We start from the raw sequence: 21,628 nt of genomic DNA on the forward strand, positions 1-21,628 counted from the left end.
TGTGAACAGCATCGAGCCGGCCCGCATCGAACCCGGCGGATTCCGTGAACTGGGCCCGCTCAACTGGGTTATCGCCAAGATCGGCGCCAAGACCATCCGGGCCCCGAGGTTCGCGCTCTTCAACGTCCTCGGCCAGCATCACCTGCTGTTCCTGACGTTCCTCCCCTACTCCGGCATGCTGCTGGGCCGCAGCAAGCTGGGGCTCAGGGACGCCGAGCTGGTGATCCTGCGCGTCGCTCATCTGCGCGGCAGCGAGTACGAGCTGCAGCAGCACCGTCGCCTCGCCCGCAGCCGCGGCGTCGACGCCGAGACGCAGGCCCGCATTTTCGAGGGGCCGGACGCCGAGGGCCTCACCGACCGGCAGCGTGTCCTGATCACCGCGACGGACGAGTTCGTCATCACCCGGTCGGTGTCCGACCAGACGTGGAAGTCGCTGGCGGCGTACCTCGATCGCAAGCAGCTCATCGACTTCTGCCTGCTGGCAGCGCAATACGACGGGCTGGCGGCGACCATCGCCACCCTGCGCGTGCCGCTGGACTTCCCGGACTAGCGCGCTACAGGTAGGTGACCCCGAGTACCGCCAGCGTCATCAACACCGGCGCGACGGGCAGGCACCAGAGGAACGCGGACTTCGCAAAAGCCTTGCGCTCCTGAAACTTTCGAGCGAAAAACACGGCGACGCCGGCCACCACGAAGACCACGGCGGACATCACCAGCACCCAGAAGCTGATGCTGGTGGTGTCCATCGCAAGCGAGATCGCCAGCAGCCACACCATGTGGCCGACGACCAAACCGCCTATCGCGGCAACGACATTCGCGCGCAAAACCGACTCAGAAGTTGATCATGTGGCCGGTCAGGCCGTGGAAGCATTCCTGCAGCGCCTCCGACAGCGTCGGGTGGGTGTGCACGTTGCGGGCCAGTTCGTTGGCGGTCAGGTCCCACTTCTGGGCCAGGGTCAGCTCGGGCAGCAGCTCGGAGACGTCCGGACCGATGAGGTGACCACCGAGCAGCTCGAGGTGCTTCTTGTCGGCGATCAGCTTCACGAAGCCCGTCGGGTCCGCGAGGCCGTGCGCCTTGCCGTTGGCGGTGAACGGGAACTTGGCGACGACGACGTCGTAGCCCTCGGCCTTGGCCTGCTCCTCGGTGAGGCCGAAGCTGGCGACCTGCGGCTGGCAGAAGGTGGCGCGCGGCATCATCCGGTAGTCGCCGAGCGTCAGGGTCTCGGCGCCGGCGATGGTCTCGGCCGCGACGACGCCCTGCGCCTCGGCGACGTGCGCGAGCTGCAGCTTGGCGGTGACGTCACCGATGGCGTAGATGTGCGGCACGTTGGTGCGCATGTTGTCGTCGATCGCGATGGCCCCGCGCTCGGTGAGCGCGACACCGGCGGTCTCCAGGCCGTAGCCGTCGACGTTGGGCCCGAAACCGATGGCCTGCAACACCTTGTCGGCCTTGAGCTCTTGCGTGGCGCCGTCCTTGCTGACCACGACGGTCACCTCGGAGCCGCCGTCGGTGATCGACTCCACCTTGGTGCCGGTGAGGATCTTGACGCCCAGCTTCTTGTACTGCTTCTCGATCTCCTTGGAGACCTCGGCGTCCTCGTTGGGCAGCGCGCGCGGCAGGAACTCGACGATGGTGACGTCGACGCCGTAGTTCTTCAGCACGTACGCGAACTCCATGCCGATGGCGCCCGCGCCGGCGATGATGATCGAGCCCGGCAGGTCCCGCGTCATGATCTGGGTCTCGTAGGTGACGACGTTCTCACTCAGCGAGGTGCCGGGCACCAGCCGCACCGACGAACCGGTGGCGATGATCGCGTTGTCGAAGGTGACGTCCTCGGTTCCGCCGGCGTTGAGCGCGACGCGCATCGAGTTGGGGCCGGTGAAGGTGCCGTAGCCGTCCAGCTCGGTGATCTTGTTCTTCTTCATCAGGAAGTGCACGCCCGCGACGCGGCCCTCGGCGACCTTACGGCTGCGGTCGAACGCCGCGCCGAAGTCGAAGCTGGCCTCGCCGCTGATGCCGAAGGTCTTGGCTTCCTTGTTGAAGATGTGGGCCAGCTCCGCGTTGCGCAGCAGGGCCTTGGACGGGATGCATCCCACGTTGAGACAGACGCCGCCCCAGTACTTCGGTTCGACGATGGCGGTGGTCAGCCCCAGCTGGGCTGCGCGAATTGCGGCGACATATCCGCCGGGACCGGCTCCGAGAACGACGACGTCATAGTGAGTCACATGCACACCTTATAGGCGCGGCGACGTCGAGAGTCGAGAGACCGATTCAACTGCGAGAAACCGGGTATTCGGCGGGGACCTTCGCCAGAAAGGGTCGCCGCCCCGTGTCCAATTCGCTGATGCCGCACTTCGATGATGTGCAGGCACACTACGACCTGTCCGACGAGTTCTTCCGGCTGTTCCTCGATCCGACGCAGACCTACAGCTGCGCGTATTTCGTGCGCGACGACATGACGCTGCAGGAAGCCCAGCTGGCGAAGATCGACCTGGCGCTGAGCAAGCTCGGACTGCTGCCGGGGATGAAGTTGCTGGACATCGGCTGCGGATGGGGCTCGACGATGCTGCGCGCCGTCGAACGGTACGACGTCGATGTGGTCGGCCTGACGCTGTCGAGGAACCAGGCGGCCCATGTCCAGCGCGCCTTCGGCCGGATGAACACCGCACGCAGCCGCGAGGTCCGGCTGCAGGGCTGGGAACAGTTCGACGAACCCGTCGACCGGATCGTGTCGATCGGCGCCTTCGAGCATTTCGGACCCGACCGCTATCCGGAGTTCTTCCGGCGGACGTATGCGGCAATGCCACCAGGCGGCGTGATGCTGCTGCACACCATCTGCGGTTTCGACTTCCGGGACGCCAAGGAACTCGGCATCCCGCTGACCTTCGAATTCGCCCGCTTCGTCAAGTTCCTGCTGACGGACATCTTCCCGGGCGGCCGGTTGCCGATCATCTCCGTGGTGGAGGAGCTCGCGACCGCGGCCGGATACACCGTCACCCGGAAACACTCGCTGCAGCCGCACTACGCCACCACCCTCGACATCTGGGCGCAGAACTTGGCGGCGCATCGGGACGAGGCCATCAGAATCCAGTCCCTGGAAATCTACGACCGCTATCAGAAGTACCTGACCGGTTGTGCGGAGCTGTTTCGCAACAAGCAGGCCGACGTCGTCCAGTTCACCTTGCAGAAGTAGGTCACGATGGACGAAACCACGCCCTCCGCAACGCAATTGCAGCCGCACTTCGACGACATCCAGGCGCACTACGACATCTCCGACGACTTCTTCGGCCTGTTCCAGGACCCCAGCCGCACCTACAGCTGCGCGTATTTCGAACCGCCGGGTCTGAGCCTCGAAGACGCGCAGATGGCGAAGATCGACCTGAATCTCGGCAAGCTCGACCTGCAACCGGGCATGACGCTGCTGGACATCGGCTGCGGCTGGGGCGCGACCGTGCGCCGCGCCGTCGAGAAGTACGACGTCAACGTCATCGGCCTGACGTTGTCCAAGAATCAGTTCGCCTACACCAAGCGCCTGCTCGACAACGTCGACAGCGCGCGAACCCGGGAGCTGCAACTGCACGGCTGGGAACAGTTCCACCGGCCGGTGGACCGGATCGTGTCCATCGAGGCCTTCGAGCACTTCGGGTTCGACCGCTACGACGACTTCTTCAAGAACTGCTTCGACATCCTGCCCTCAGGCGGCCGGATGGTGATCCAGAGCAGCACCGGATACCACCCCTACGATCTGAACCGCCGGGGCAAGGCGCTGACGTTCGAGACCGCGCGCTTCATCAAATTCATGGTCACCGAGATCTTTCCGGGTGGACGGATCCCGACCGCCGACATGATGGTCGAGCACGGCAGGAAAGCCGGGTTCGAGGTGACCGAATGCCTGTCGCTGCGCCCGCATTACATCCAGACGCTCGGCATCTGGGCCGACACGTTGCAGGCGCACCGCGAGCAGGCCCTGGCCATCACCTCAGAGGAGGTGTACCAGCGCTACATGCGATACCTGCGCGGTTGCCTGCACTACTTCAGCGACGAGATGCTCGACGTCAATCTGGTGACCTACGTCAAACCCTGACGCGCAGCGGGCACCGGGCACGCCTCTTCGGCGTGCTCGACGATCAACGTCCCGTCCCGTACCGGCCTGACGCCCTGCGCGAACTGTGCGCCGGTGACGGGCGGTTGCGCATTGAGCTCGGCGTTCTCCGCGTCGGTGAACACCCGGCCGCGCGACAGGAAGCGCTTGCCTTCGGGCGCCTCCAGGCTGAACCCGCTGCCCCGGCCCGCGACCACATCGATGATGAGCTGGGTGTGCTGCCAGGCCTCGAACTGCGGCCCGGAGATCCACACCGGGACGCCGTCGGGGCCGACGTCGAGCACCGCCAGCAGCACGTCCCGGTCCCCGACGATGAAGTCGCCGTCGGGGTAACACATCGGCGACGAGCCGTCGCAGCATCCGCCCGACTGGTGAAACATCAAGGGGCCGTGCTGGTTCTGCAGTGCGCGCAGCAGCTCGGCGGCTTCGGCGGTGATCAGTGCCCGAGATGGCATACGGCCACCCTACGCCGGGGAGTAGAAATGACCAGGTGAGTTCTGAATCCGTCGCCCCGGAAGATCCCGTCGCTCCGCTCGCCCCAGGAGAAGATCCCTACCTCTGGCTCGAGGACGTCACCGGTGACGACGCCCTCGCCTGGGTGCGCGCGCACAACGAGCCGACGATCGCCGAATTCGGCGGCGAGCGCTTCGAGCAGATGCGCGCCGACGCCCTCGAGGTGATGGACACCGACGCCCGCATCCCGTACGTCCGCCGGCGCGGCGAGTTCCTCTACAACTACTGGCGCGACGCGGAGAACCCGCGCGGGCTGTGGCGGCGCACCACGCTGGACAGCTACCGCACCGACGCCCCCGAGTGGGACGTGCTGATCGACCTGGACAAGCTCGCGGCCGACGAGGACGAGAACTGGGTCTGGGCCGGCGCCGACGTCATCGAGCCGGGCCTGAACCTCGCGCTGATCGCGTTGTCGCGTGGCGGAGCCGACGCCACCGTCGTGCGCGAGTTCGACATGGAGACAAGGCAGTTCGTCGAGGACGGGTTCAACCTGCCGGAAGCCAAGTCGAGCGTCTCCTGGGAGACCCCCGACACGGTGTTGGTGGGCACCGATTTCGGGCCGGGCGCCATGACCGAGTCGGGGTACCCCCGGATCGTCAAGCGGTGGCACCGCGGGCAGCCGGTGTCGGAGGCCGTGACGATCTTCGAGGGCGCGGCGTCCGATGTCAGCGTCGGCGCCGGCTACGACAGCACACCGGGTTTCGAGCGACTGCTGGTGTCGCAGTCCACCGACTTCTTCAACCGCGAACGCTACGAGGTCCGCGGCGACGAGCTGGTCCGCATCGACGTCCCCACCGACGCCGCGATCTCCATTCACCGCGAATGGCTCCTGATCCGGCCGCGCGACGAATGGACCGTCGGTGAGACGACGTACGCGGCGGGAACGCTATTGGCCACGCGCTATGACGACTACCTCGCCGGAAACCGGGATCTGAGCGTGGTTTTCGAGCCCGACGACCACAGCAGCATGCAGAACTTCGCGTGGACCCGCGACCGGCTGCTGCTGCAGACGCTGGTGGACGTCATCGGCCACATCGAGCTCGTCACTCCCGGCACGTGGGAGCGCGAGGACATCCCCGGCGTGCCGAAGCACGCCACCACGGTCATCGTCGACGTCGACGAGTACGGCGACGAAATCTTCCTGGACTCAAGCGGATTCGACAGCCCGTCGCGTCTGCTCTGGGGTCACGCCGGTGGTGAGGTCACCGAGATCAAGCGCGCACCGGGATTCTTCGACGCCTCCGAGGTCGAGGTGTCGCAGCATTTCGCGACATCCGCCGACGGTACGCGCATCCCGTATTTCGTTGTGGGACAACGCGGTGTCACCGAGCCACGCAAGACGCTGCTGAGCGGGTACGGCGGCTTCGAGTCGTCGCTGCTGCCCGGCTACGCCGGGGTGCTCGGCCGGTTATGGCTGACCCAGGGCGGTACGTACGTCGAGGCCAACATCCGCGGCGGCGGCGAGTACGGGCCGCGCTGGCACACCCAGGCCATGCGCGAGGGCCGTCACCTCGTCTATGAGGACTTCGCCGCCGTCGCAGCCGATCTGGTGCGCCGCGGCATCACCACCGTCGAACAGCTCGCCGCCGAGGGCGGCAGCAACGGCGGTCTGCTCATGGGCGTCATGCTCACGCGGTATCCGGAGTTGTTCGGCGCGTTGGTGTGCAGCGTGCCGTTGCTCGACATGAAGCGGTATCACCTGCTGCTCGCCGGCGCGTCGTGGGTGGCCGAGTACGGCGACCCCGACAACCCCGATGACTGGGAGTTCATCGCGAAGTACTCGCCGTACCAGAACATCTCGGCCGACCGGAAGTACCCGGCGCTGCTGATGACCACGTCGACGCGCGACGACCGGGTACACCCGGGCCATGCGCGGAAGATGACGGCGGCCCTCGAAGCCGTCGGCCACCGCGTCCACTACTACGAGAACATCGAGGGCGGACACGGCGGGGCCGCGGACAATTCGCAGGCCGCGTTCAAGGCCGCGCTGGTCTACTCGTTCCTGGAGCGCACCGTCGGCTCGTGATTTGTGCACGATTTTCCGCGCCGGCCGCGGATTTTCGTGCACAAATCCCGGTCAGGAGGCGGCCGGAGCGGCCACCGGCTTGGGCTTGCGGACCACCCGTCGACCCAGGTTGCCCAGCAGCGTGAAGAGCACGCCCAGCACCACGAGTCCGCCGCCGATAGCGAGCGTGATGTTGAGCCACTGGTGGGCGTTGGCGATCGCCGTGTCGACCATGACGTCGGCCACCTGGCGGACGTTGCCGGTGGTGCGGTTCAGCCCGTCGTTGATGTAGCGCCGACCCGCCTCGATGCCGGCCCAGCCGGCGGCGCCAACGATCATGGTCGAGATACCGAGGGCGGCAACGGTTTTCCCGCGGGACCGGGTCACCGCCAGAGTGAGCAGGGCGAACACGCCCGTCAGTACGCAGATGCCGATGCGCGCCCACGGTCCCCACGTCGTCGCCGCGCGGAACTGGCCGGGCCGCAACGACTGGGCCGAGTCGGTGATCGGTACTTCGATCTTCGACGGGACACGGATGCCGAACGCCGACAGCGTCGCCTTGAACGATCGGTCCGACAACATCGGCGACAGGTCGATGGTCCAGCGGCCAGATGAGTCCGAGTGGGCCATGGTGTCGGTGAACAGCCAATCGTGCGCGTAGCCGTTCGCGGCGCCGAACTGCCCCGGGAACGCCGAGCTGGACGTGTAGATACCGGCGGCACTCGACACGGTGCTGGTACTCAGGTCGTAGCCCGCGCTGGTGGCCAGCCTGTTGACCTGGATGCCCAGCTCGCTGGCCGTGGCCTTCTGCAGCTCATGGTTCTTGGCTGCCGTGGTGGCCAGCGCGACATAGCCGCCCCGGTCGACAAGTGTGTGCTGCGCCCAGCAGACCGGCACAGCCACCGCCACAGCGACGGTGGTGACCAGCCACAACAGCAGTGTCGCGACGAATCGCAAGCGCCCTCCTACGTTGGTGGGCGCTGCTCAGTCGGACAGCGCCCGTCCCACGATCAGCGGATCGGCGTGTCCGACCACCTCATGGTCCTTGTTGTCGTAATCGAACTTACCGAGAACATGCCGCATGGCGTTGATCCGGGCGCGCTTCTTGTCGTTGCTCTTCACCACGGTCCACGGCGCAACCTCGGTGTCCGTCCACGCGAACATCTCTTCCTTGGCCGCGGTGTAGGCATCCCACTTGTCCAGCGAGGCCAGATCCGTCGGCGAGAGTTTCCACTGCCGCACCGGGTCGACCTGACGGATCGTGAAGCGGGTGCGCTGCTCGGCCTGCGTCACCGAGAACCACAGCTTGGTGAGGCTGATGCCGTCGTTGGCCAGCATCTGTTCGAAAAGCGGTGCCTGACGGACGAATTCGGCGTGCTGCTTGGGCGTACAGTAGCCCATCACGCGCTCGACGCCGGCCCGGTTGTACCAGGAGCGGTCGAACAGCACGATCTCGCCGGCGGCCGGCAGGTGCGTGACGTACCGCTGGAAGTACCACTGGGTGCGTTCCCGCTCGGTCGGCTTCTCCAGCGCGACGACGCGGGCCCCGCGCGGGTTGAGGTGCTCCATGAACCGCTTGATGGTGCCGCCCTTACCGGCGGCGTCACGGCCCTCGAAGACGATGACGTGCCGCAGCCCGTTGGTCTGGCTCCACTTCTGCAGCTTCAGCAGCTCGATCTGCAGCAGACGCTTCTGCTCTTCGTACTCGTCACGCTTCATGCGCTCGTCGTACGGGTACCCCTCGCGCCAGGTGTCGACGACTTCCCCGCTGGGCAGCAGCACCAGTTCGGGGTCGTCGTCGTCATCATCGCGGACGGTGTAGGTCTCAGCAGCAGAAGCGTCGAGGGTCACCGGCCGAAACTAGCTGGCAGGCCGAACCTGCCGGTGACGCCTTGGTGAACAACTGGTGGTGCTACTTGGCGGTGCGCTTGGGCCGGATCAGCGACACCTTGGTGAGGACGTTGTTCATGCGGGCCAGGGCCTTCATCGAGTTGTGGTAGTAGTTGCCGCCCGTGCCCTTGCTCGTGCGCGGCTCGACGACCGTCTCCTGGCGGCAGAACTTGCGGATGCCGTCGGCGCCGCCGAACCGCGCGCCGATGCCCGACGTCTTCCAGCCGCCCATCGGCGCGGTGGTGCACATCAGGTTGGCCAGCACGTCGTTGATGTTCACCGCGCCGCAGTCGAGCTGCAGAGCCACATCCTTGGCCCGCTGCACGTCGCCCGAGAACACGGTCGCGCTCAGGCCATAGGGGCTGTCGTTGGCCAGACGGACCGCCTCGCCGACGGTCGCGACCTTCATGATCGGGAGGGTCGGGCCGAACGTCTCCTCCGTCATGCACGCCATCGAGTGGTCGACGTCGACCAGCACCGTCGGCGGGTAGAAGCTGCCCGGGCCGTCGGGGCGCTTGCCGCCGGTCAGCGCGCGGGCGCCGGCCGCCACGGCCTCGTTGACGTGCCGCTCGGTGATGTCCACCTGACTGGCGTCGATCTGCGCGCCGAGGTGGTAGCCCTCACCGGCGCCCACCTTGAGGTTCTGCACCGCCTTGACGACGGCTTCGACGAACGCGTCGTAGGCCGGTTCCAGCACGTAGACACGCTCGACGGACACACACGTCTGCCCCGCGTTGAACATCGCGCCCCAGACCGCGGCGTTGGCGGCCAGCTCCACGTCGGCGTCCTCGAGGACGATCATCGGGTCCTTGCCGCCGAGTTCGAGACTGACCGGGGTGAGGCGGCGCGCCGCGCGCTCCATGACCTTGCTGCCCGTGGCCGTCGAGCCGGTGAACTGGATGAAGTCGGAGTTGTCGATGACGGCCTCGGACACCTCGCGGGCGCCCTGCGCCAGGGCCAGCACCTCGGGGGCGCCGGAGTCGGTCCAGCCGCGCAGCAGCAGCTCGGCGGTCAGCGGGGTCCGCTCGGACGGCTTGAGCAGCACGGCACAACCGGCCGCGAGTGCCCCGATGGCGTCCATCAACGCGTTGGCCACCGGGTAGTTCCAGGGCGCGATGATGCCGACGACCGCACGCGGGCGGTAGTGCACGGTGATCTTCTTGACCGACAGCATGGGCAAGGGCGCGGGGCGGGTGTCGGGCGCCAGCGCCTTCTCCATGGTCTTCACCACGTACGAGATGATCAGGATCGCCAGCGGGATCTCGGCCTTGGCGTCGACCATCGACTTGCCGGTCTCGCGGATCAGCAGGGCCTCGACCTCGTCGCGGTGGTCGTTCAACCACACCGCGAAACGAGCCAGCACCTTCGCCCGGCCCTGCGGCCCGCGGGCTTCCCATTCGCGCTGCGCGGCGCGCAGGCCGGCGGCGATGCGAGGGACGTCGGCCGGGTCCGTCCAGCTCACGGTTCCTGCGATGGCACCTGTGGCGGGGTCGTAAATGGTGCCGGAGCCGGGCGAACGGACGTCAGACGTAGCGGTCATACCGCCATCGTAACGACCGGGTGTGACGCGGGTCGCACCCGGCTTGACGCGTGTCAAAACCGAGGCGTACCGCGCCTGGCGCTAGAGGATGACGCCAGGGCTTTCCGCGGGGCTGTCGGTGACCAATCGGGTCGCCAGGCAGACCAGACTGGACCCGAACAGCAAGGCACCGACGGTGTCCGTGAAGTAGTGGTACGTGAAGGCCTGCCCGAGCATGCCCAACGGAACGAAGACGCCGGCCAGCACGCGTGACCACAGCACCGCCCCGGCTGCCACGACGATCACGCCCAGCACCGTCACCGCCAGCACGGTGTGCCCACTCGGATACGCCAGCGCCCCGCCCTTGTGACGGCCGAACAGCTCTTTCAGTCCGCGCTCGATGAACACCGCCAGCTGGGGCGTCAACGCGATGACCGCCGCGAGGCGCCAGCGCTTGTGCCACAACGCGATTCCCACCGCGATCACCAGCATCACCATGAGCACGCGTGGATCGGTGAAGAACAGCAGCCAACCCGAGTACGGCTGACCGGCCCGGCCCGCGCGCTGGAAAACGTCGTCGACCGGCGTCGAGGCCTTACCGACAACCCAGCCCAGCAAGGCCATCAGCGCCAGTCCGACCGGCGGCCACCAGCGGACGAACTTCTCAGCCGTCATCTGTGCGCGGCGATGCCCCGCACGTACGCGGCCTGCCCGAGGTGCTGCGCGCAGTCGTCGACGATGCTGACGAGTCGCACGCTCGCGGTGACCGGCGGATTCCAGCGTCGGTCGACGATCCGCTCGAGCTCCTCGGGCGTCACGGTCGCGACGTACTCGAGCGTCACCTTGTGCACCGCGCGGTAGTAGCCGACCAGCAGCTCGACCGGTGGCCGCACCTTGCCGACGTCCTCGGCGGTGTGGCCGTACCCGATGTCGTAGCCGGGCGCGTCGCTCTTCGGCAGGTCGAGCGCGAATCGCTGCTCCCAGCCTTCACTTGTCCACACCGGCTCGATGCCCGCGACATCGCACAGCTGCATGTCCTGACACCGCGCGCTGTGCCACAGCAGCCACGCGATGCTATTGGCCTCCGGCGTCGGCCGCCAGAGCGACACCTCTTCGGTCAGGCCGTCGGTGACCTCGTCGACGTGCTCGATGAGCCGAGTGAACGAGTCGCGCAACAGTTCCCGCGCCGCAGCGGTGTCAGACATGTCGCCGACGCTACCGGAGCTCACCGCTACCCGGCCGCGCCATGGAAGACCGCCTCGACGTTGTTGCCGTCGGGGTCGCGGACGAAGGCTCCGAAGTAGCCGGGGTGGTATTCGGGCCACAGCCGGGGCGCGTGCAGGGACTCGGCACCGACCTTGACCGCGGCGTCGTGGAACGCGGTGACCGCATCGGTGTCCGCGGCCTGGAATGCGAAGTGCACCTCGCGGTTCGGGCCCGAGGCCTCGCCAGCGCTGGCATCGGCGATCCAGAAGTCCGGCTTGCCGTCGCGGCCGTAACCGATGGCGATGCCGAAATCCAGCTGCCGGCTGAACCCGAGGACACCGAGAACGGTGTCGTAGAACTGCTGGGACTTGGCCCAGTCACTGCAGTTGATACCGAAGTGGTCGATCATGCCCCGATCGTGCCACGGGGCACCGACAACTTCGGAGCGACGAACCCGGGATGGATCCGCCGCTCCGATAGTTGGTATCCGTCAGTTGTCGGCCAGGGTCCGGTACAGCGCCTTCTTGGCCTCGGCGACCGCGGCGGACAGTGTGGTGACCGCCGTCTTCAGGTCAGCTTTCTGCGCATCGTTGCCGGTGAACTTGATCGTGCGCGCCAGGCCGGCGAGCTCGAACAAATCCTTGCGCAGCTTGATGACATCGCCGAACTTCCCCGCCTGCCCGAGGAACGCCTGCACCGTCTCGCTGTTGACACCGCGCCAGGCGAGCAGTTGCTCACCGAACTCGGTCAGCGTCGCGACGCCGTCCTCGACCGTGGCCACGCCGCGGGCCGCGAGCAGCGAGATGACGAACTCCACCTTGTCGACCGGCGGCGTGAACGCACCGTCGGTGATCTCCGAAACCCGCCGCGAGAGCTGCTCGGCGGTGGCCGGGCCTTCCTGTAGTAGCGCGGCCGCGGCAATCGCGGCACGCTTGAGACGACCCTTGAAGAAGTGGTGCCCGGCAGCCGGACCGAAGCCGCCGCCGAATCCGCCACCGAAGCCCGGGCCGCCGGGACCACCCGCGCCCGGACCGAAGCCCCCGAATCCGGGGCCGAAGCCCCCACCGAAACCGGGGCCGAAACCAGCTGAGAACATCGCAATTCCTTTCGTTGATTCGATGCATCTTGTACCTATCACGATACATCGGTTTTGCAATGCCTAGCCGTTCTAACTTCAACTCAAAGCCAACTCACAGATCTGATGACGGCCTGGGTCGTACGTTGTTCACATGAACGCAGCGGGCGTCGCCTACGACATCGTCATTCGCAACGGACTCATCGCCGACGGGTTGGGCGGCACCCCCTTTCGGGGCGATGTCGCAGTTCAGGACGGTTTCATCGCGGCGGTCGGCACCATCGACGGGAACGGCGCCCGCGAGATCGACGCCACCGGCCTGCTCGTCACCCCCGGCTTCGTGGACCTGCACACCCACTACGACGGACAGGCCATCTGGTCCGACCGGATGACCCCGTCTTCCGCTCACGGCGTAACGACCGCCGTCATGGGCAACTGCGGCGTCGGCTTCGCACCCTGTCGCCCCGACGACCACGACGTGCTCGTCGACGTGATGGCCGGCGTCGAGGACATCCCCGGTGTCGTCATGGTCGACGGACTGCCCTGGACCTGGGAGACCTTCCCCGAATTCCTGGACGCCGTGGCGGCGCGACAACGGGATATCGATGTGGCCGCGTTCCTTCCCCATTCGCCGCTGCGGGTGTACGTCATGGGCCGGCGCGGCGTCGACCGTGAACCGGCCACGCCCGAGGACCTGGCGCTGATGCGCAAGCTCGCGGCCGAGGCCGTGGAGTGCGGCGCGCTGGGCTTCGCGTCGTCGCGACTGACGCTGCACAAGACCTCTGGCGGGCAGCCCATTCCGAGCCACGACGCCGCACAGGTCGAGATCGAGGCCATCGCCCGCGGCGTCGAGGACGGTGGCGGCGGACTGATCCAGTTCGTGCCCGACCTGCTGGCCGGCGACTACGAGGTCGCGCTGAAAACCGTGTTCGACGTCGCGGCCGACGTCGGCCTGCCCGTCACGTTCACCCTGGCCGTCGGCAATGCCGGACCGGCCACGTTCGAGGACGCGCTACGGATGGTCGAGAAGGCCAACACCGATGGCGGTTCGATCTCGGCGCAGATTTTCCCGCGACCCATCGGCCTCGTCATCGGCCTGGAGCTGTCGGGCAATCCGTTCGTGCTGTATCCGTCGTACCGCGAGATCGCCGACCTACCGCTGCCCGAGCGCGTCGCCGAGATGCGCAAACCCGAAGTCCGCCAACGCATCCTGAACGACACGGCAGCCGCCGACGGCCACCCACTCATGTTCGCGGTGCAGGCATGGGACTACATGTTCCCCCTCGGCACTCCCCCGAATTACGAACCCGCACCGTCGGATTCGATCGCCGCCCGGGCCGCCGCCCGCGGCATCAGTCCGCTCGAGGAGGCCTACGACCGCGTCCTCGACGACGACGGTCACGCCATGCTGCTGGTGACCCTCGCCAACTTTCGTGACGGTTCCCTCGACACCGTCGCCGAACTGATCCAGCGCGACGACGTCATTCTCGGCCTCGGCGACGGTGGCGCGCACTACGGAATGATCTGCGACGCATCGTTTCCCACCTATCTGCTGACGCACTGGGTGCGCGACCGCGCCGCCGGCCGGCTGGACCTGGGGCACGCCGTGAAGGAGCTGACGTCGGTACCGGCGCGCGTTGCGGGCCTGAACGACCGCGGCCGAATCGCGGTGGGCTACAAGGCCGATCTCAACGTGATCGACCAGGACGCGCTGACACTGCACAAGCCGACCATCGAACATGACCTGCCCGCCGGCGGGCGCCGCCTGGACCAGACGGCCGACGGCTACGTCGCGACGATCGTGTCCGGCGAGATCATCGCGGAGAACGGGGTACCCACGGCGGCCCGGCCGGGACGGCTGGTGCGCGGCCGGCAACCCGCACCGGCGTGAGCGGCGCCGACCTATCCTGACCTCATGAGCGTGAAGGTGGATCTGGAAAAACTCGGCGACACCCTGGCCGACTTCCCGGTGGGCTTTCTGATCACCGTCGGTGACGATTTCCGTCCGCACACGGTGGCCGTCGTCCCGGCGTTCGACGGCGGCGCGGTGACGATCGAGCCCGTCGGAAACACCACCCGGCGCAATATCGGCGCCCACCCTGCCGTGACGGTGCTGTGGCCGCCGAAAGAACCCACCGGCTACTCGCTGATCGTCGACGGGACCGCCGAAGCCACCGACACCGGCCTGCGTGTGGTGCCCACCCGCGCGGTGCTGCATCGCAGCCCCGAAGGCGTTCACGACTGCGTGTCGCTCAAGGAGACCTGAGTTATCCACAGGCTGGCGCCGGTGGGCTATCGCTGCATGCCGCTTTCGGCTGCTATTGAGCGATGGGGGAAATCGAACAACTGCTTGCTGCCAACGGCGGGGTGGCGTCCGCAGTGCAACTGCGCGAGGCGGGCTGGTCGTATCAGCAGATCAAGAAACAAGGGTGGCTGTCGTTGCGGCGCGGTTGGTACGCCAGCCCGTCGGCCGATCCGCACGTAGTGCGCGCCGCCACGGCCGGTGGTGCCCTGGGTTGCGTCTCAGCGCTCCGCCGCTTCCGGGTGTGGGTTCCCGATTCCGATTTGCACATCCGGTATGCGACGCGGGCGCGCCGGTCGCTCCCGGGCGGCCGGTCCTGCCACCCATACCGCCTTGATCCACCTGTTGCCGGCGCCATCGATCCGGTTGAGGTTGCCGTCGCATCAGCAGCGAATTGCCTGGATGCCGAAGGGCTGGTCGTCGTCCTGGACTCGATGCTGAACAAGCGCATGATCCAGATGGCCGATGCGCGAGACATTGTCGCTGCGTCGCCTTTCGCCCGGCGGCACCTGGCCGAGCGAAAGGCGACGCGGAGAGCGAGTCCGGCACGGAGACCATGATCCGGTTGCGACTGCGGGCACTACGAATTCACCTGCGCACTCAAGTGGACATCCCTGGAGTCGGACGAGTCGACATTCTCGTCGGCGACAGACTGATCATCGAAGCCGACAGCCGCGAACATCACCTACCCAGGTATCAGGCCGACCGGACGCGGGACAGAGTAGCGACGAGCATGGGATATCTGGTGATTCGGCTGACCTATGAGGATGTCGTTTACCGCTGGGACAGGGTGGAATCGGACATTCTGGAGATCATCCGGCGGAATGGACACCTCGGCGCGATCACAACGTCCGCCTGAGCGTGTCGATAACCGTATATAGCCTCAACAACCGCCTCAGCCGAACGTTGTGTCAGCCATTGCGATCAGGCAGCTGCGTCCGAGCCGGTCGAACCCTCGTGGGCGCCGCCGGCAGGCTTGTCGGATCCGCCGGTAGCCGTTGACTTGTCGACGTTGCCCGTGGCCGCGCCGGTCGGGGCGGACTTGGTGCCCGGCCGAACCTTGTTGCCCGACTTGACCTTTCCGGCCTTCTTGTCCGGCTTGCCGGTGACGCTGGCCTGCGCGTCCGGCTTGGTCTCCGGAGCCTTCGAGGCATCGGGAGCCGTCGGAGTGTCCTGAGCCTTGGGGGCCTCCTGGTCGGTCGAGGCCGTCGGCGATTCCGGCGCCTTCGAGATATCCGGGGTCTCTGAGGCTTTCGAGGTGTCCAGCGCCTTGGGGGTGTCCAGGGTCTTCGGCGTGTCCGGAACCTTCGGGGTGTCCGCAGGCTTCGGGGTGTCCGCCACTGTGAGCGTCACCGTGTTCGCGCTCGGCCCGGTCACCGCCGGGATGTCACCGGCCGCCACACCCTGAACCGCGGCAGTCGGCGTCGGCCCGGTCACCGCCATTTTCGCGGCTGCGGTGCTCGCCAGCGCCGGCGGTATCGGCGCCGGGAGGTTCGCCAGCAGATTGTCGAGCCCCTGCTGGAGGTTCGCGACCACGCCCGTCGCGAACTGGCCGACAGGTCCCGGGAGCGTGGTAAGTGGGTAGGTGAGATCGTGGATCAGATAGCCGGCCAGTCCACCCTCGGTGTCGGAACCGAGCAGTCCGTAGACCAGATTGCTCACCAGGCCGGGGATGTCCTGCGGGGACTTGATGGCCGACTCGATGGTCGCCGCCACGTTGTACGGCAGGAAGCCGACGTAGTCGACCACGTCCCAGGCCGCCCACACCGGAGCCAGCGGAACGTTGTTCAACGAACTCACGATGCGCCCGGGCGTGGTGGCCCAGAAGGCGTCGGACGCGGCAACGCCGGTCGACGGGTCGGGCAGCCCGCCGAGAGCGGCGCCGATGACGTTGGCGATGCCGTCGGCAATGCTGTTGATCAGGCCCAGCTGGGTGGTGCTCGGGCCGATCGGGTACGGCAGCCCGAGTGCGATGTTGCCGATCGCGTTGGCCTTGAAGTCCCACGGGAACGTGTAGTGCGGGTAGGACTCGGCCGGGTTCGCATACCGGTTGACCAGCCAGCTCAACACCGACGGGGCATAGGCCGGGTGCTGCACCGAGATGGCGATGGCGGTGAGCGCGTCGAACGGCAGCGAGACCACCGCTTCGATCGGAATGGCAACGCTTGCCGCGAGTCCGTCGACGATCCAGCCTGCCCCGGCCAGCGCGTCGGTGATCAGCGACGTGGGCACGACGTTGGCCTCGATGGTCGGTACGACGCGCTCCGCCGCGCCGATCGATGCGCCGGCCGCGACCACGCCGGCCGCCAGGGCGGCAGCTGCCAACTTCGTCGGCATGAGTCGAACAGAAGCATTCATGAAACCGCCCCCTCGGTGACGTGGCGGGCAACGAGACAATGCAGCGCCACGAAGGACTGATATTGACTTCAATGTCAATTTTTAGCAGATTCCCAGCATCCACGTGGCCTGTTCAGCGGGCACGAGCCTGACCGCAGGGTGATTTTCCGACCGGCTTTTCGCCGCCAGGTCAGGCTCGAGGCAGATCACTCACGATCGATGCCGGTGGCGCCGGAATCCTCCAGCAGCCTCTTGAGCACGTCACCCGGATCTCCCTGATTCGGATGTAGCTTATGCGTCGCCACGCCACCGGATTCGGTCGCCACCCGGTCTGCGCCGACGGTGTCCGGCGTCTGCGTCGTGGGTCCGCCGGCAGGCGCCTGTCCGTCGGCACCGCCCTGAGCCGGGCTCTGACCGCCCGCGCCACCCGACTGCCCCTGCTCCCCTGGGCTCGGCGGCGGACTGCCCGGACTCGGCGGCTGATTCTCGGGACTCTGCGGTTGACCGCCCTGATTCGGCGGCTGCTCACCGTGGCCGGACGGGCCACCGCCCTGACCCGAGCCGTCCTGACCGCCTCCGCCGCCCTGGCCACCCTGGCCGCCGCCCTGGCCGTCCGACGACTTCGGCTCCGGATCTTTCAGCTTGTCCTGCAACCGCTTCGCCGTTTCGTTGCGGTGCTTGCGCTGCTCCTCATCGGGCTCGGTCGAGTTGTCGAAACAGCCGGCGGGCGCCTGCTGCACGATCGTCAGCGCCTCTTGCCACAGCGGCTTCGCCTGGTCGCGGTGCTTCTCCGCGTTCTTCACGTCGCCCCGGGCCTCCAGCACCACCTCGAGGTTGATGCGCACCGGGCACGAATCTTCCTGGTCGACCAGTTCCAGCGACTTCTTGAACTCGGCCTCCGCGTCTGTCAGTTTGCCTTCCAGCAGGTAGCGGTCGCCCTCGGCGAAATAGGCCTTGTAGGAGTCGATGACGTTGAAGGACTTGAGCTTCCGCACGTCGCCGGCCATGCCGTAGGAGTTGTACGCGACGTAGTCCGACCGCGCGGACTGCCCGTAGACCACCATCGTGACCAACTTGGCGGCGATCCCCAACACCAGCAGGGCCGGCAGCACCGAGATCACCAGTAGCCTGCGCCGCAACACCTTCCGATGCGGGCCGAACGAGAAGAACCGGGCGACCGCCGCGACCACCGTCCGCCACACCGCCGATATCCGCGTCATTCGCCCCGCACCTTCGTCATTCGCGAGACCCGGTACTCACGCGCCATCGCGAAGAGTTCATAGCCCATCAACAGCATCGCGATGGCCGTGAAAATCCAATAGAACTCGGTGCGCTCGCCCGGCAGCGAAACCTGTTGCCGCTCCGCGGATGCCTTCGCATCGAGCGCGGGGATGATGGTGGCCGTCGAATCACCCGGCGCACGGTGGTAGTACGGCAGCTTGAGCTGGCCGGCGACGGTCTTCAAGGACGCCTCGTCCAACACCGAGAGGAACTGTCCGCCACCGGCGTCCGGGAAGTAGGACATCTCACCGTTCGGCGCCATTCTGCTGGCGACCCGGCCACCGCCGGTCGTGCCGTAGCCGAGCACCGCGCCGCCGGAGATCAGCCCCGCGGGGATGTCGAACTTCGTCGCCGATCGCTTCGAAACACCTGCGCCCTCACCGAGATAGAAGACCACGTTGCTCGAACCCGGGTACTGCCGCTGCGCGAGTTCCAGCTGGCGCTTGAGCTGCTCGTCGGCCGCGCCGACATCAACCTGGTACACCGAATCGAAGTCCGACTGGTACGCCGAATAACCCTTGAGCAGTGCCCGCAGACTCCAGACGTCGTCCGACAACGGCCAGTCGACGCGGGCTTTCGTCGCGAACGAGGTGATGGAGAACCGCCCCGACGGGTACTGGTCGACTATCGACTGCATGTCGGCCCGAATCCCGGCCATCCGGAACTGGTTGTTCCCGTAGTCCTCGGCCTTGGAGTTCAGCGAGCGATCGACGACGAAGAACACGTTGACGTTGCGGCCGGACGCGGCCGCCGCGACGGACTGGTCCGAAACATGTTTGTCCCCTTCGATTCCCGGCCGCGCGGCCGCCGCGAACAGACAGACGATCACCAGGGTCAACAAGCTCCAGCGCAGTACCACCTTGCGCTGGCTGCCTTTCCCGACGACCACCAGCACCCGGTAGAGGGTGAACATGCGCAGGATCAGGGTGAGGCCGGCCAGCAACAGGAAGACCCACCACGCCACCACGGGTTCGAACGTCATCGACGCACCCCCGCCAGGCTGATCGAGAAGACGATCACCAGAACCAGCGCCACGGCCAGCACCGTGTTCGGCCGGTCACGCACCTGCTCGACGAGAATCGTTCCGTCTGAACGGGTGAGCCCGGGCGGGTGGGCGCGGATGTCGTCCAGATGGCTGCGCAGTGCCGCGTCCATCGCATCCTGTTGTGTTCCGCTGTTGCCGCCCTTGGGATCTGCCGCGACATAGCTGATGAACCGACCGCCGGTGGTCTCGGCGATGCCACTGAGGGTGCCGGCGGCATCACGCGTCGTCGGGGTCAGCACGTTCAGCTGAATACCCGAGGACCTGGCCAGCGCCCGCAGCGCGGCGTCGGAGTAGATGGGCGCCGTGGAACCACCGGCGGAGCCCAGGTAGATGACCGAACGACGGGCATCCGAGGTCTTGCCCACGCCGGGAAAACCCTTCATGCACAAGGCGAGAGCGTCGTTGACCGTCAGCTTGTAATCGGAATAGTCGACGGCCCGGCCGAACTCGTGTTGCGCACGCTGCAGCGTGGCGACGTCCTCCGGCGAGGGTGTCTTTTCGGACTTCAGCCGCTCCAGGTTCGCATAGCGACCCAGTTGCTCCTGGAGATATGAATAGTCCCGGGTCAGCGGGATCACCCGCAGGGTGCGGGACGTCAGTCCGAGACGCTGCGTCTCGAACTTGGCTGCCTGGTCACGGAAATACGACAGGACGACGGAGGCGTCGTGGGCGGCCGGATCGTCCTCCATGCACAGCATGATGTCCTCCGGGTGAGCCCGGTTGATCTCCGCGGCGGTCGCTTGCGCGCTCACGGGCCGTGCGGTGGCGATGATCGCGCACAGCGACACCGCGACCGTCGTTGCGGCGATGGCCGCCAACATGATTCGGTACCGGCGATAGGCGCGCGCGTATTCGGGCAACTGAGTCAACCGACCGACCCACGCCAGCGGACGCAACCGTCGCTGCTGCTGCCGCAGGGGCCAGAGGAATGCGACGGCCACAATGACGCCCAAGGCCGTCAGTCCCACGACGACGACCCACCACCATCTCAGCTCCATGACCGGATCGCACTCCGCACCTGTGCTGCCGCGGCAGCGACATCGGGATTCTCGGCAACGTCGAATTGCCGGGTGTACAGGGCCTTCACGATGGGCGCGGCCGCAGCCGCGGGCCCGCGCTCCACCTCACCCAACGTCATGTACTGGGCGCGCACGCCCGTGCGGTAGAACACGAAATTCCGCAGTATCCGGCTCATTTCGGCGTACGCCTGGCGACTGCTCAGCTCACCGGTCCGGTGCCGCTCGGCCACCTTCCCGACCGCGGCACCGAACTTGCGCTGCAGTACGCGGGCGCTGATGTCGCGGATCACCGGGATGGTGCGCAGACGTTCGACGGGAAGCGTCCACACCACGACACCGGCGAACCAGCCGATCACCCCGAGGACCAGCAGGACGCCGAACACCAGCCAGAACACCGAGTACGGCAGCGGCGCCACAATCCATTTCAGAAAGTCATTTGCCACGGCCGGCCTTCTTCAACATCAGGGTGACGGCGTTGAACAACTCACCGCTGCCGGAGACCCGGGCACACGGAATCGCGGAGCTGTTGACGTACTGCTCGAACGCCGCCTCACGCTGGGCCTCGGCCCGCCGGTACGCCTCCAGCACCCGATGCCCCAGAATCTCTTCACGCAGCAGGGTTCTGCCGCTGTCGACGTCGTAGCCCTCGCCGCCCAGTCCCGGCACTCCGATCAACGGGGCGTCGCGCACCGTCACCCAGTAGACGTCGTGACGCGCGGACACCTTGCGGAACTGCTCGTCCAACGCGGCGCTGACATCGGGTTCGTCGGAAATCACGAAAACGATGTGCCTGCGCCGGAAGTGGTGCAGCACGTACTCCAGTTGCGTGCAGAGGTCGCTGCGGCCGCTGCCGGCGACGTCATGGCGGTTGACGCGTTCCAAGATGTGCTCGAGGTGCGCCTCGCCGCGCCGGTTGGGCATGTGCGCCGAGCCCGTCGCATCGCCGTAGACCAGACCCATCTCGTCGCCCTTGCTGATGGCGATGAGCCCAACCAGGCCAACGGCATTGAGCACCACCCGCTGTTTGACCTCACCACCGGCCGCCAGCGCCAACATGTTCCGGCCCAGATCGGTGACCATCAGGATGCGCTGTTGCCGGTACGAGACGAAGCGCTTGACCAGCACCTCGGGCGAGCGCGCCGACGCCTTCCAGTCGATATCGCGGACATCGTCGCCCGGGACATACGGGCGCAGATCGTCGAACTCGAGACTGCGTCCCTGGAACATCGAGCGGTGCTCGCCTTCGAGCAGCCCACGGGACACCCCGTTCGGACCCGAGAGCCGATTGCCGGCCAGGGTCTGCGCCTTGACCTCCTGCAGTAGAACGCCCATC

24 protein-coding genes are annotated in these 21,628 nt (G+C 66.8%); 8 read left to right on the top strand and 16 right to left on the bottom strand.

Features of this window, described 5'->3' with window-relative positions; all coding sequences use genetic code 11:
- The first annotated feature begins 1 nt into the window (after position 1).
- Complete coding sequence (locus BR47_RS0119335) at positions 2–550, top strand: carboxymuconolactone decarboxylase family protein (RefSeq protein WP_020101158.1); 549 nt, start codon at positions 2–4, stop codon at positions 548–550.
- Between the two features lie 4 nt (positions 551–554).
- On the opposite strand, the gene BR47_RS0119340 is transcribed toward BR47_RS0119335, so the two are convergent.
- Positions 555–824, bottom strand: a complete 270-nt coding sequence (locus tag BR47_RS0119340; RefSeq protein WP_029105152.1) for a membrane protein — start codon at positions 822–824, stop codon at positions 555–557.
- A gap of 7 nt (positions 825–831) precedes the next feature.
- The gene (lpdA, locus tag BR47_RS0119345; RefSeq protein ID WP_029105151.1) at positions 832–2,226 is read right to left on the bottom strand and encodes a dihydrolipoyl dehydrogenase; all 1,395 of its coding nucleotides are present in this window, start codon (positions 2,224–2,226) and stop codon (positions 832–834) included.
- 104 nt (positions 2,227–2,330) lie between these two features.
- Here lpdA and BR47_RS0119350 point away from each other — a divergent pair, with 104 nt between their 5' ends.
- Positions 2,331–3,194, top strand: a complete 864-nt coding sequence (locus BR47_RS0119350; RefSeq protein WP_029120504.1) for a cyclopropane mycolic acid synthase family methyltransferase — start codon at positions 2,331–2,333, stop codon at positions 3,192–3,194.
- Positions 3,195–3,200: 6 nt separating this feature from the next.
- Positions 3,201–4,085, top strand: coding sequence for a cyclopropane mycolic acid synthase family methyltransferase (locus BR47_RS0119355; protein WP_029120505.1), 885 nt, complete (start codon positions 3,201–3,203; stop codon positions 4,083–4,085).
- Here the strand turns inward: BR47_RS0119355 and BR47_RS0119360 are convergent.
- Entirely contained in the window at positions 4,070–4,558 is a 489-nt protein-coding gene (locus BR47_RS0119360; RefSeq protein ID WP_029120506.1) for a DUF779 domain-containing protein, read from the bottom strand. The genes BR47_RS0119355 and BR47_RS0119360 overlap by 16 nt on opposite strands.
- Before the next feature lie 35 nt (positions 4,559–4,593).
- Here BR47_RS0119360 and BR47_RS0119365 point away from each other — a divergent pair, with 35 nt between their 5' ends.
- Positions 4,594–6,642: a prolyl oligopeptidase family serine peptidase gene (locus BR47_RS0119365; protein WP_029120507.1), complete on the top strand. Its 2,049-nt coding sequence runs from the start codon at positions 4,594–4,596 to the stop codon at positions 6,640–6,642.
- A 51-nt stretch (positions 6,643–6,693) separates the two neighbouring features.
- On the opposite strand, the gene BR47_RS0119370 is transcribed toward BR47_RS0119365, so the two are convergent.
- From BR47_RS0119370 to BR47_RS30900, 7 genes are all read right to left on the bottom strand, one after another.
- Complete coding sequence (locus BR47_RS0119370) at positions 6,694–7,578, bottom strand: hypothetical protein (protein ID WP_029120508.1); 885 nt, start codon at positions 7,576–7,578, stop codon at positions 6,694–6,696.
- Between the two features lie 27 nt (positions 7,579–7,605).
- Positions 7,606–8,472 carry a polyphosphate kinase 2 gene (ppk2, locus tag BR47_RS0119375; protein ID WP_020101150.1) on the bottom strand — a complete coding sequence of 289 codons (867 nt, stop codon included), beginning with the start codon at positions 8,470–8,472 and terminating at the stop codon, positions 7,606–7,608.
- A 61-nt stretch (positions 8,473–8,533) separates the two neighbouring features.
- Positions 8,534–10,051, bottom strand: coding sequence for an aldehyde dehydrogenase family protein (locus BR47_RS0119380; RefSeq protein ID WP_020101149.1), 1,518 nt, complete (start codon positions 10,049–10,051; stop codon positions 8,534–8,536).
- 81 nt (positions 10,052–10,132) lie between these two features.
- Positions 10,133–10,705 (bottom strand): phosphatase PAP2 family protein, encoded by a 573-nt coding sequence (locus BR47_RS0119385; protein WP_029120509.1) that lies wholly within the window; start codon positions 10,703–10,705, stop codon positions 10,133–10,135.
- Positions 10,702–11,235: a mycothiol transferase gene (locus tag BR47_RS0119390; RefSeq protein ID WP_029120510.1), complete on the bottom strand. Its 534-nt coding sequence runs from the start codon at positions 11,233–11,235 to the stop codon at positions 10,702–10,704. The genes BR47_RS0119385 and BR47_RS0119390 overlap by 4 nt, the downstream gene beginning before the upstream one ends.
- Positions 11,236–11,261: 26 nt before the next feature.
- Positions 11,262–11,645 carry a VOC family protein gene (locus BR47_RS0119395; protein ID WP_020101146.1) on the bottom strand — a complete coding sequence of 128 codons (384 nt, stop codon included), beginning with the start codon at positions 11,643–11,645 and terminating at the stop codon, positions 11,262–11,264.
- An 81-nt stretch (positions 11,646–11,726) separates the two neighbouring features.
- Positions 11,727–12,332: a hypothetical protein gene (locus BR47_RS30900; protein ID WP_029120511.1), complete on the bottom strand. Its 606-nt coding sequence runs from the start codon at positions 12,330–12,332 to the stop codon at positions 11,727–11,729.
- 133 nt (positions 12,333–12,465) lie between these two features.
- Between BR47_RS30900 and BR47_RS0119405 the strand changes: the two genes are divergently transcribed.
- The 4 genes from BR47_RS0119405 (at position 12,466) to BR47_RS33810 (ending at position 15,472) form a co-directional block, all read left to right on the top strand.
- Positions 12,466–14,202, top strand: a complete 1,737-nt coding sequence (locus BR47_RS0119405; RefSeq protein ID WP_029120512.1) for an N-acyl-D-amino-acid deacylase family protein — start codon at positions 12,466–12,468, stop codon at positions 14,200–14,202.
- 24 nt (positions 14,203–14,226) lie between these two features.
- Positions 14,227–14,577 carry a pyridoxamine 5'-phosphate oxidase family protein gene (locus tag BR47_RS0119410; protein ID WP_029120513.1) on the top strand — a complete coding sequence of 117 codons (351 nt, stop codon included), beginning with the start codon at positions 14,227–14,229 and terminating at the stop codon, positions 14,575–14,577.
- A 62-nt stretch (positions 14,578–14,639) separates the two neighbouring features.
- A complete protein-coding gene (locus BR47_RS33805) occupies positions 14,640–15,173 on the top strand; it encodes a hypothetical protein (protein ID WP_231506738.1) in 534 nt (177 codons plus the stop codon).
- On the top strand, positions 15,170–15,472 hold the full coding sequence (locus tag BR47_RS33810) for an endonuclease domain-containing protein (RefSeq protein ID WP_231506739.1): 303 nt from the start codon (positions 15,170–15,172) through the stop codon (positions 15,470–15,472). Before BR47_RS33805 ends, BR47_RS33810 begins: the two co-directional genes overlap by 4 nt.
- Before the next feature lie 65 nt (positions 15,473–15,537).
- On the opposite strand, the gene BR47_RS0119420 is transcribed toward BR47_RS33810, so the two are convergent.
- The 6 genes from BR47_RS0119420 to BR47_RS0119450 form a co-directional block, all read right to left on the bottom strand.
- Complete coding sequence (locus BR47_RS0119420; RefSeq protein ID WP_029120514.1) at positions 15,538–16,950, bottom strand: hypothetical protein; 1,413 nt, start codon at positions 16,948–16,950, stop codon at positions 15,538–15,540.
- A 206-nt stretch (positions 16,951–17,156) separates the two neighbouring features.
- The gene (locus BR47_RS0119430) at positions 17,157–18,170 is read right to left on the bottom strand and encodes a tetratricopeptide repeat protein (RefSeq protein ID WP_036427591.1); all 1,014 of its coding nucleotides are present in this window, start codon (positions 18,168–18,170) and stop codon (positions 17,157–17,159) included.
- Entirely contained in the window at positions 18,167–19,213 is a 1,047-nt protein-coding gene (locus tag BR47_RS0119435) for a vWA domain-containing protein (protein WP_020101140.1), read from the bottom strand. The genes BR47_RS0119430 and BR47_RS0119435 overlap by 4 nt, the downstream gene beginning before the upstream one ends.
- The gene (locus BR47_RS0119440) at positions 19,210–20,274 is read right to left on the bottom strand and encodes a hypothetical protein (protein WP_029120516.1); all 1,065 of its coding nucleotides are present in this window, start codon (positions 20,272–20,274) and stop codon (positions 19,210–19,212) included. Before BR47_RS0119440 ends, BR47_RS0119435 begins: the two co-directional genes overlap by 4 nt.
- Positions 20,265–20,738 carry a hypothetical protein gene (locus tag BR47_RS0119445; RefSeq protein WP_020101138.1) on the bottom strand — a complete coding sequence of 158 codons (474 nt, stop codon included), beginning with the start codon at positions 20,736–20,738 and terminating at the stop codon, positions 20,265–20,267. Before BR47_RS0119445 ends, BR47_RS0119440 begins: the two co-directional genes overlap by 10 nt.
- Positions 20,728–21,627 carry a DUF58 domain-containing protein gene (locus tag BR47_RS0119450; RefSeq protein WP_020101137.1) on the bottom strand — a complete coding sequence of 300 codons (900 nt, stop codon included), beginning with the start codon at positions 21,625–21,627 and terminating at the stop codon, positions 20,728–20,730. The genes BR47_RS0119445 and BR47_RS0119450 overlap by 11 nt, the downstream gene beginning before the upstream one ends.
- Position 21,628 lies beyond the last annotated feature (1 nt).

It is taken from the genome of Mycobacterium sp. UNC410CL29Cvi84 (assembly GCF_000686745.1).
In the GTDB taxonomy this organism is placed as follows: Bacteria; Actinomycetota; Actinomycetes; order Mycobacteriales; family Mycobacteriaceae; genus Mycobacterium; species Mycobacterium mucogenicum_B.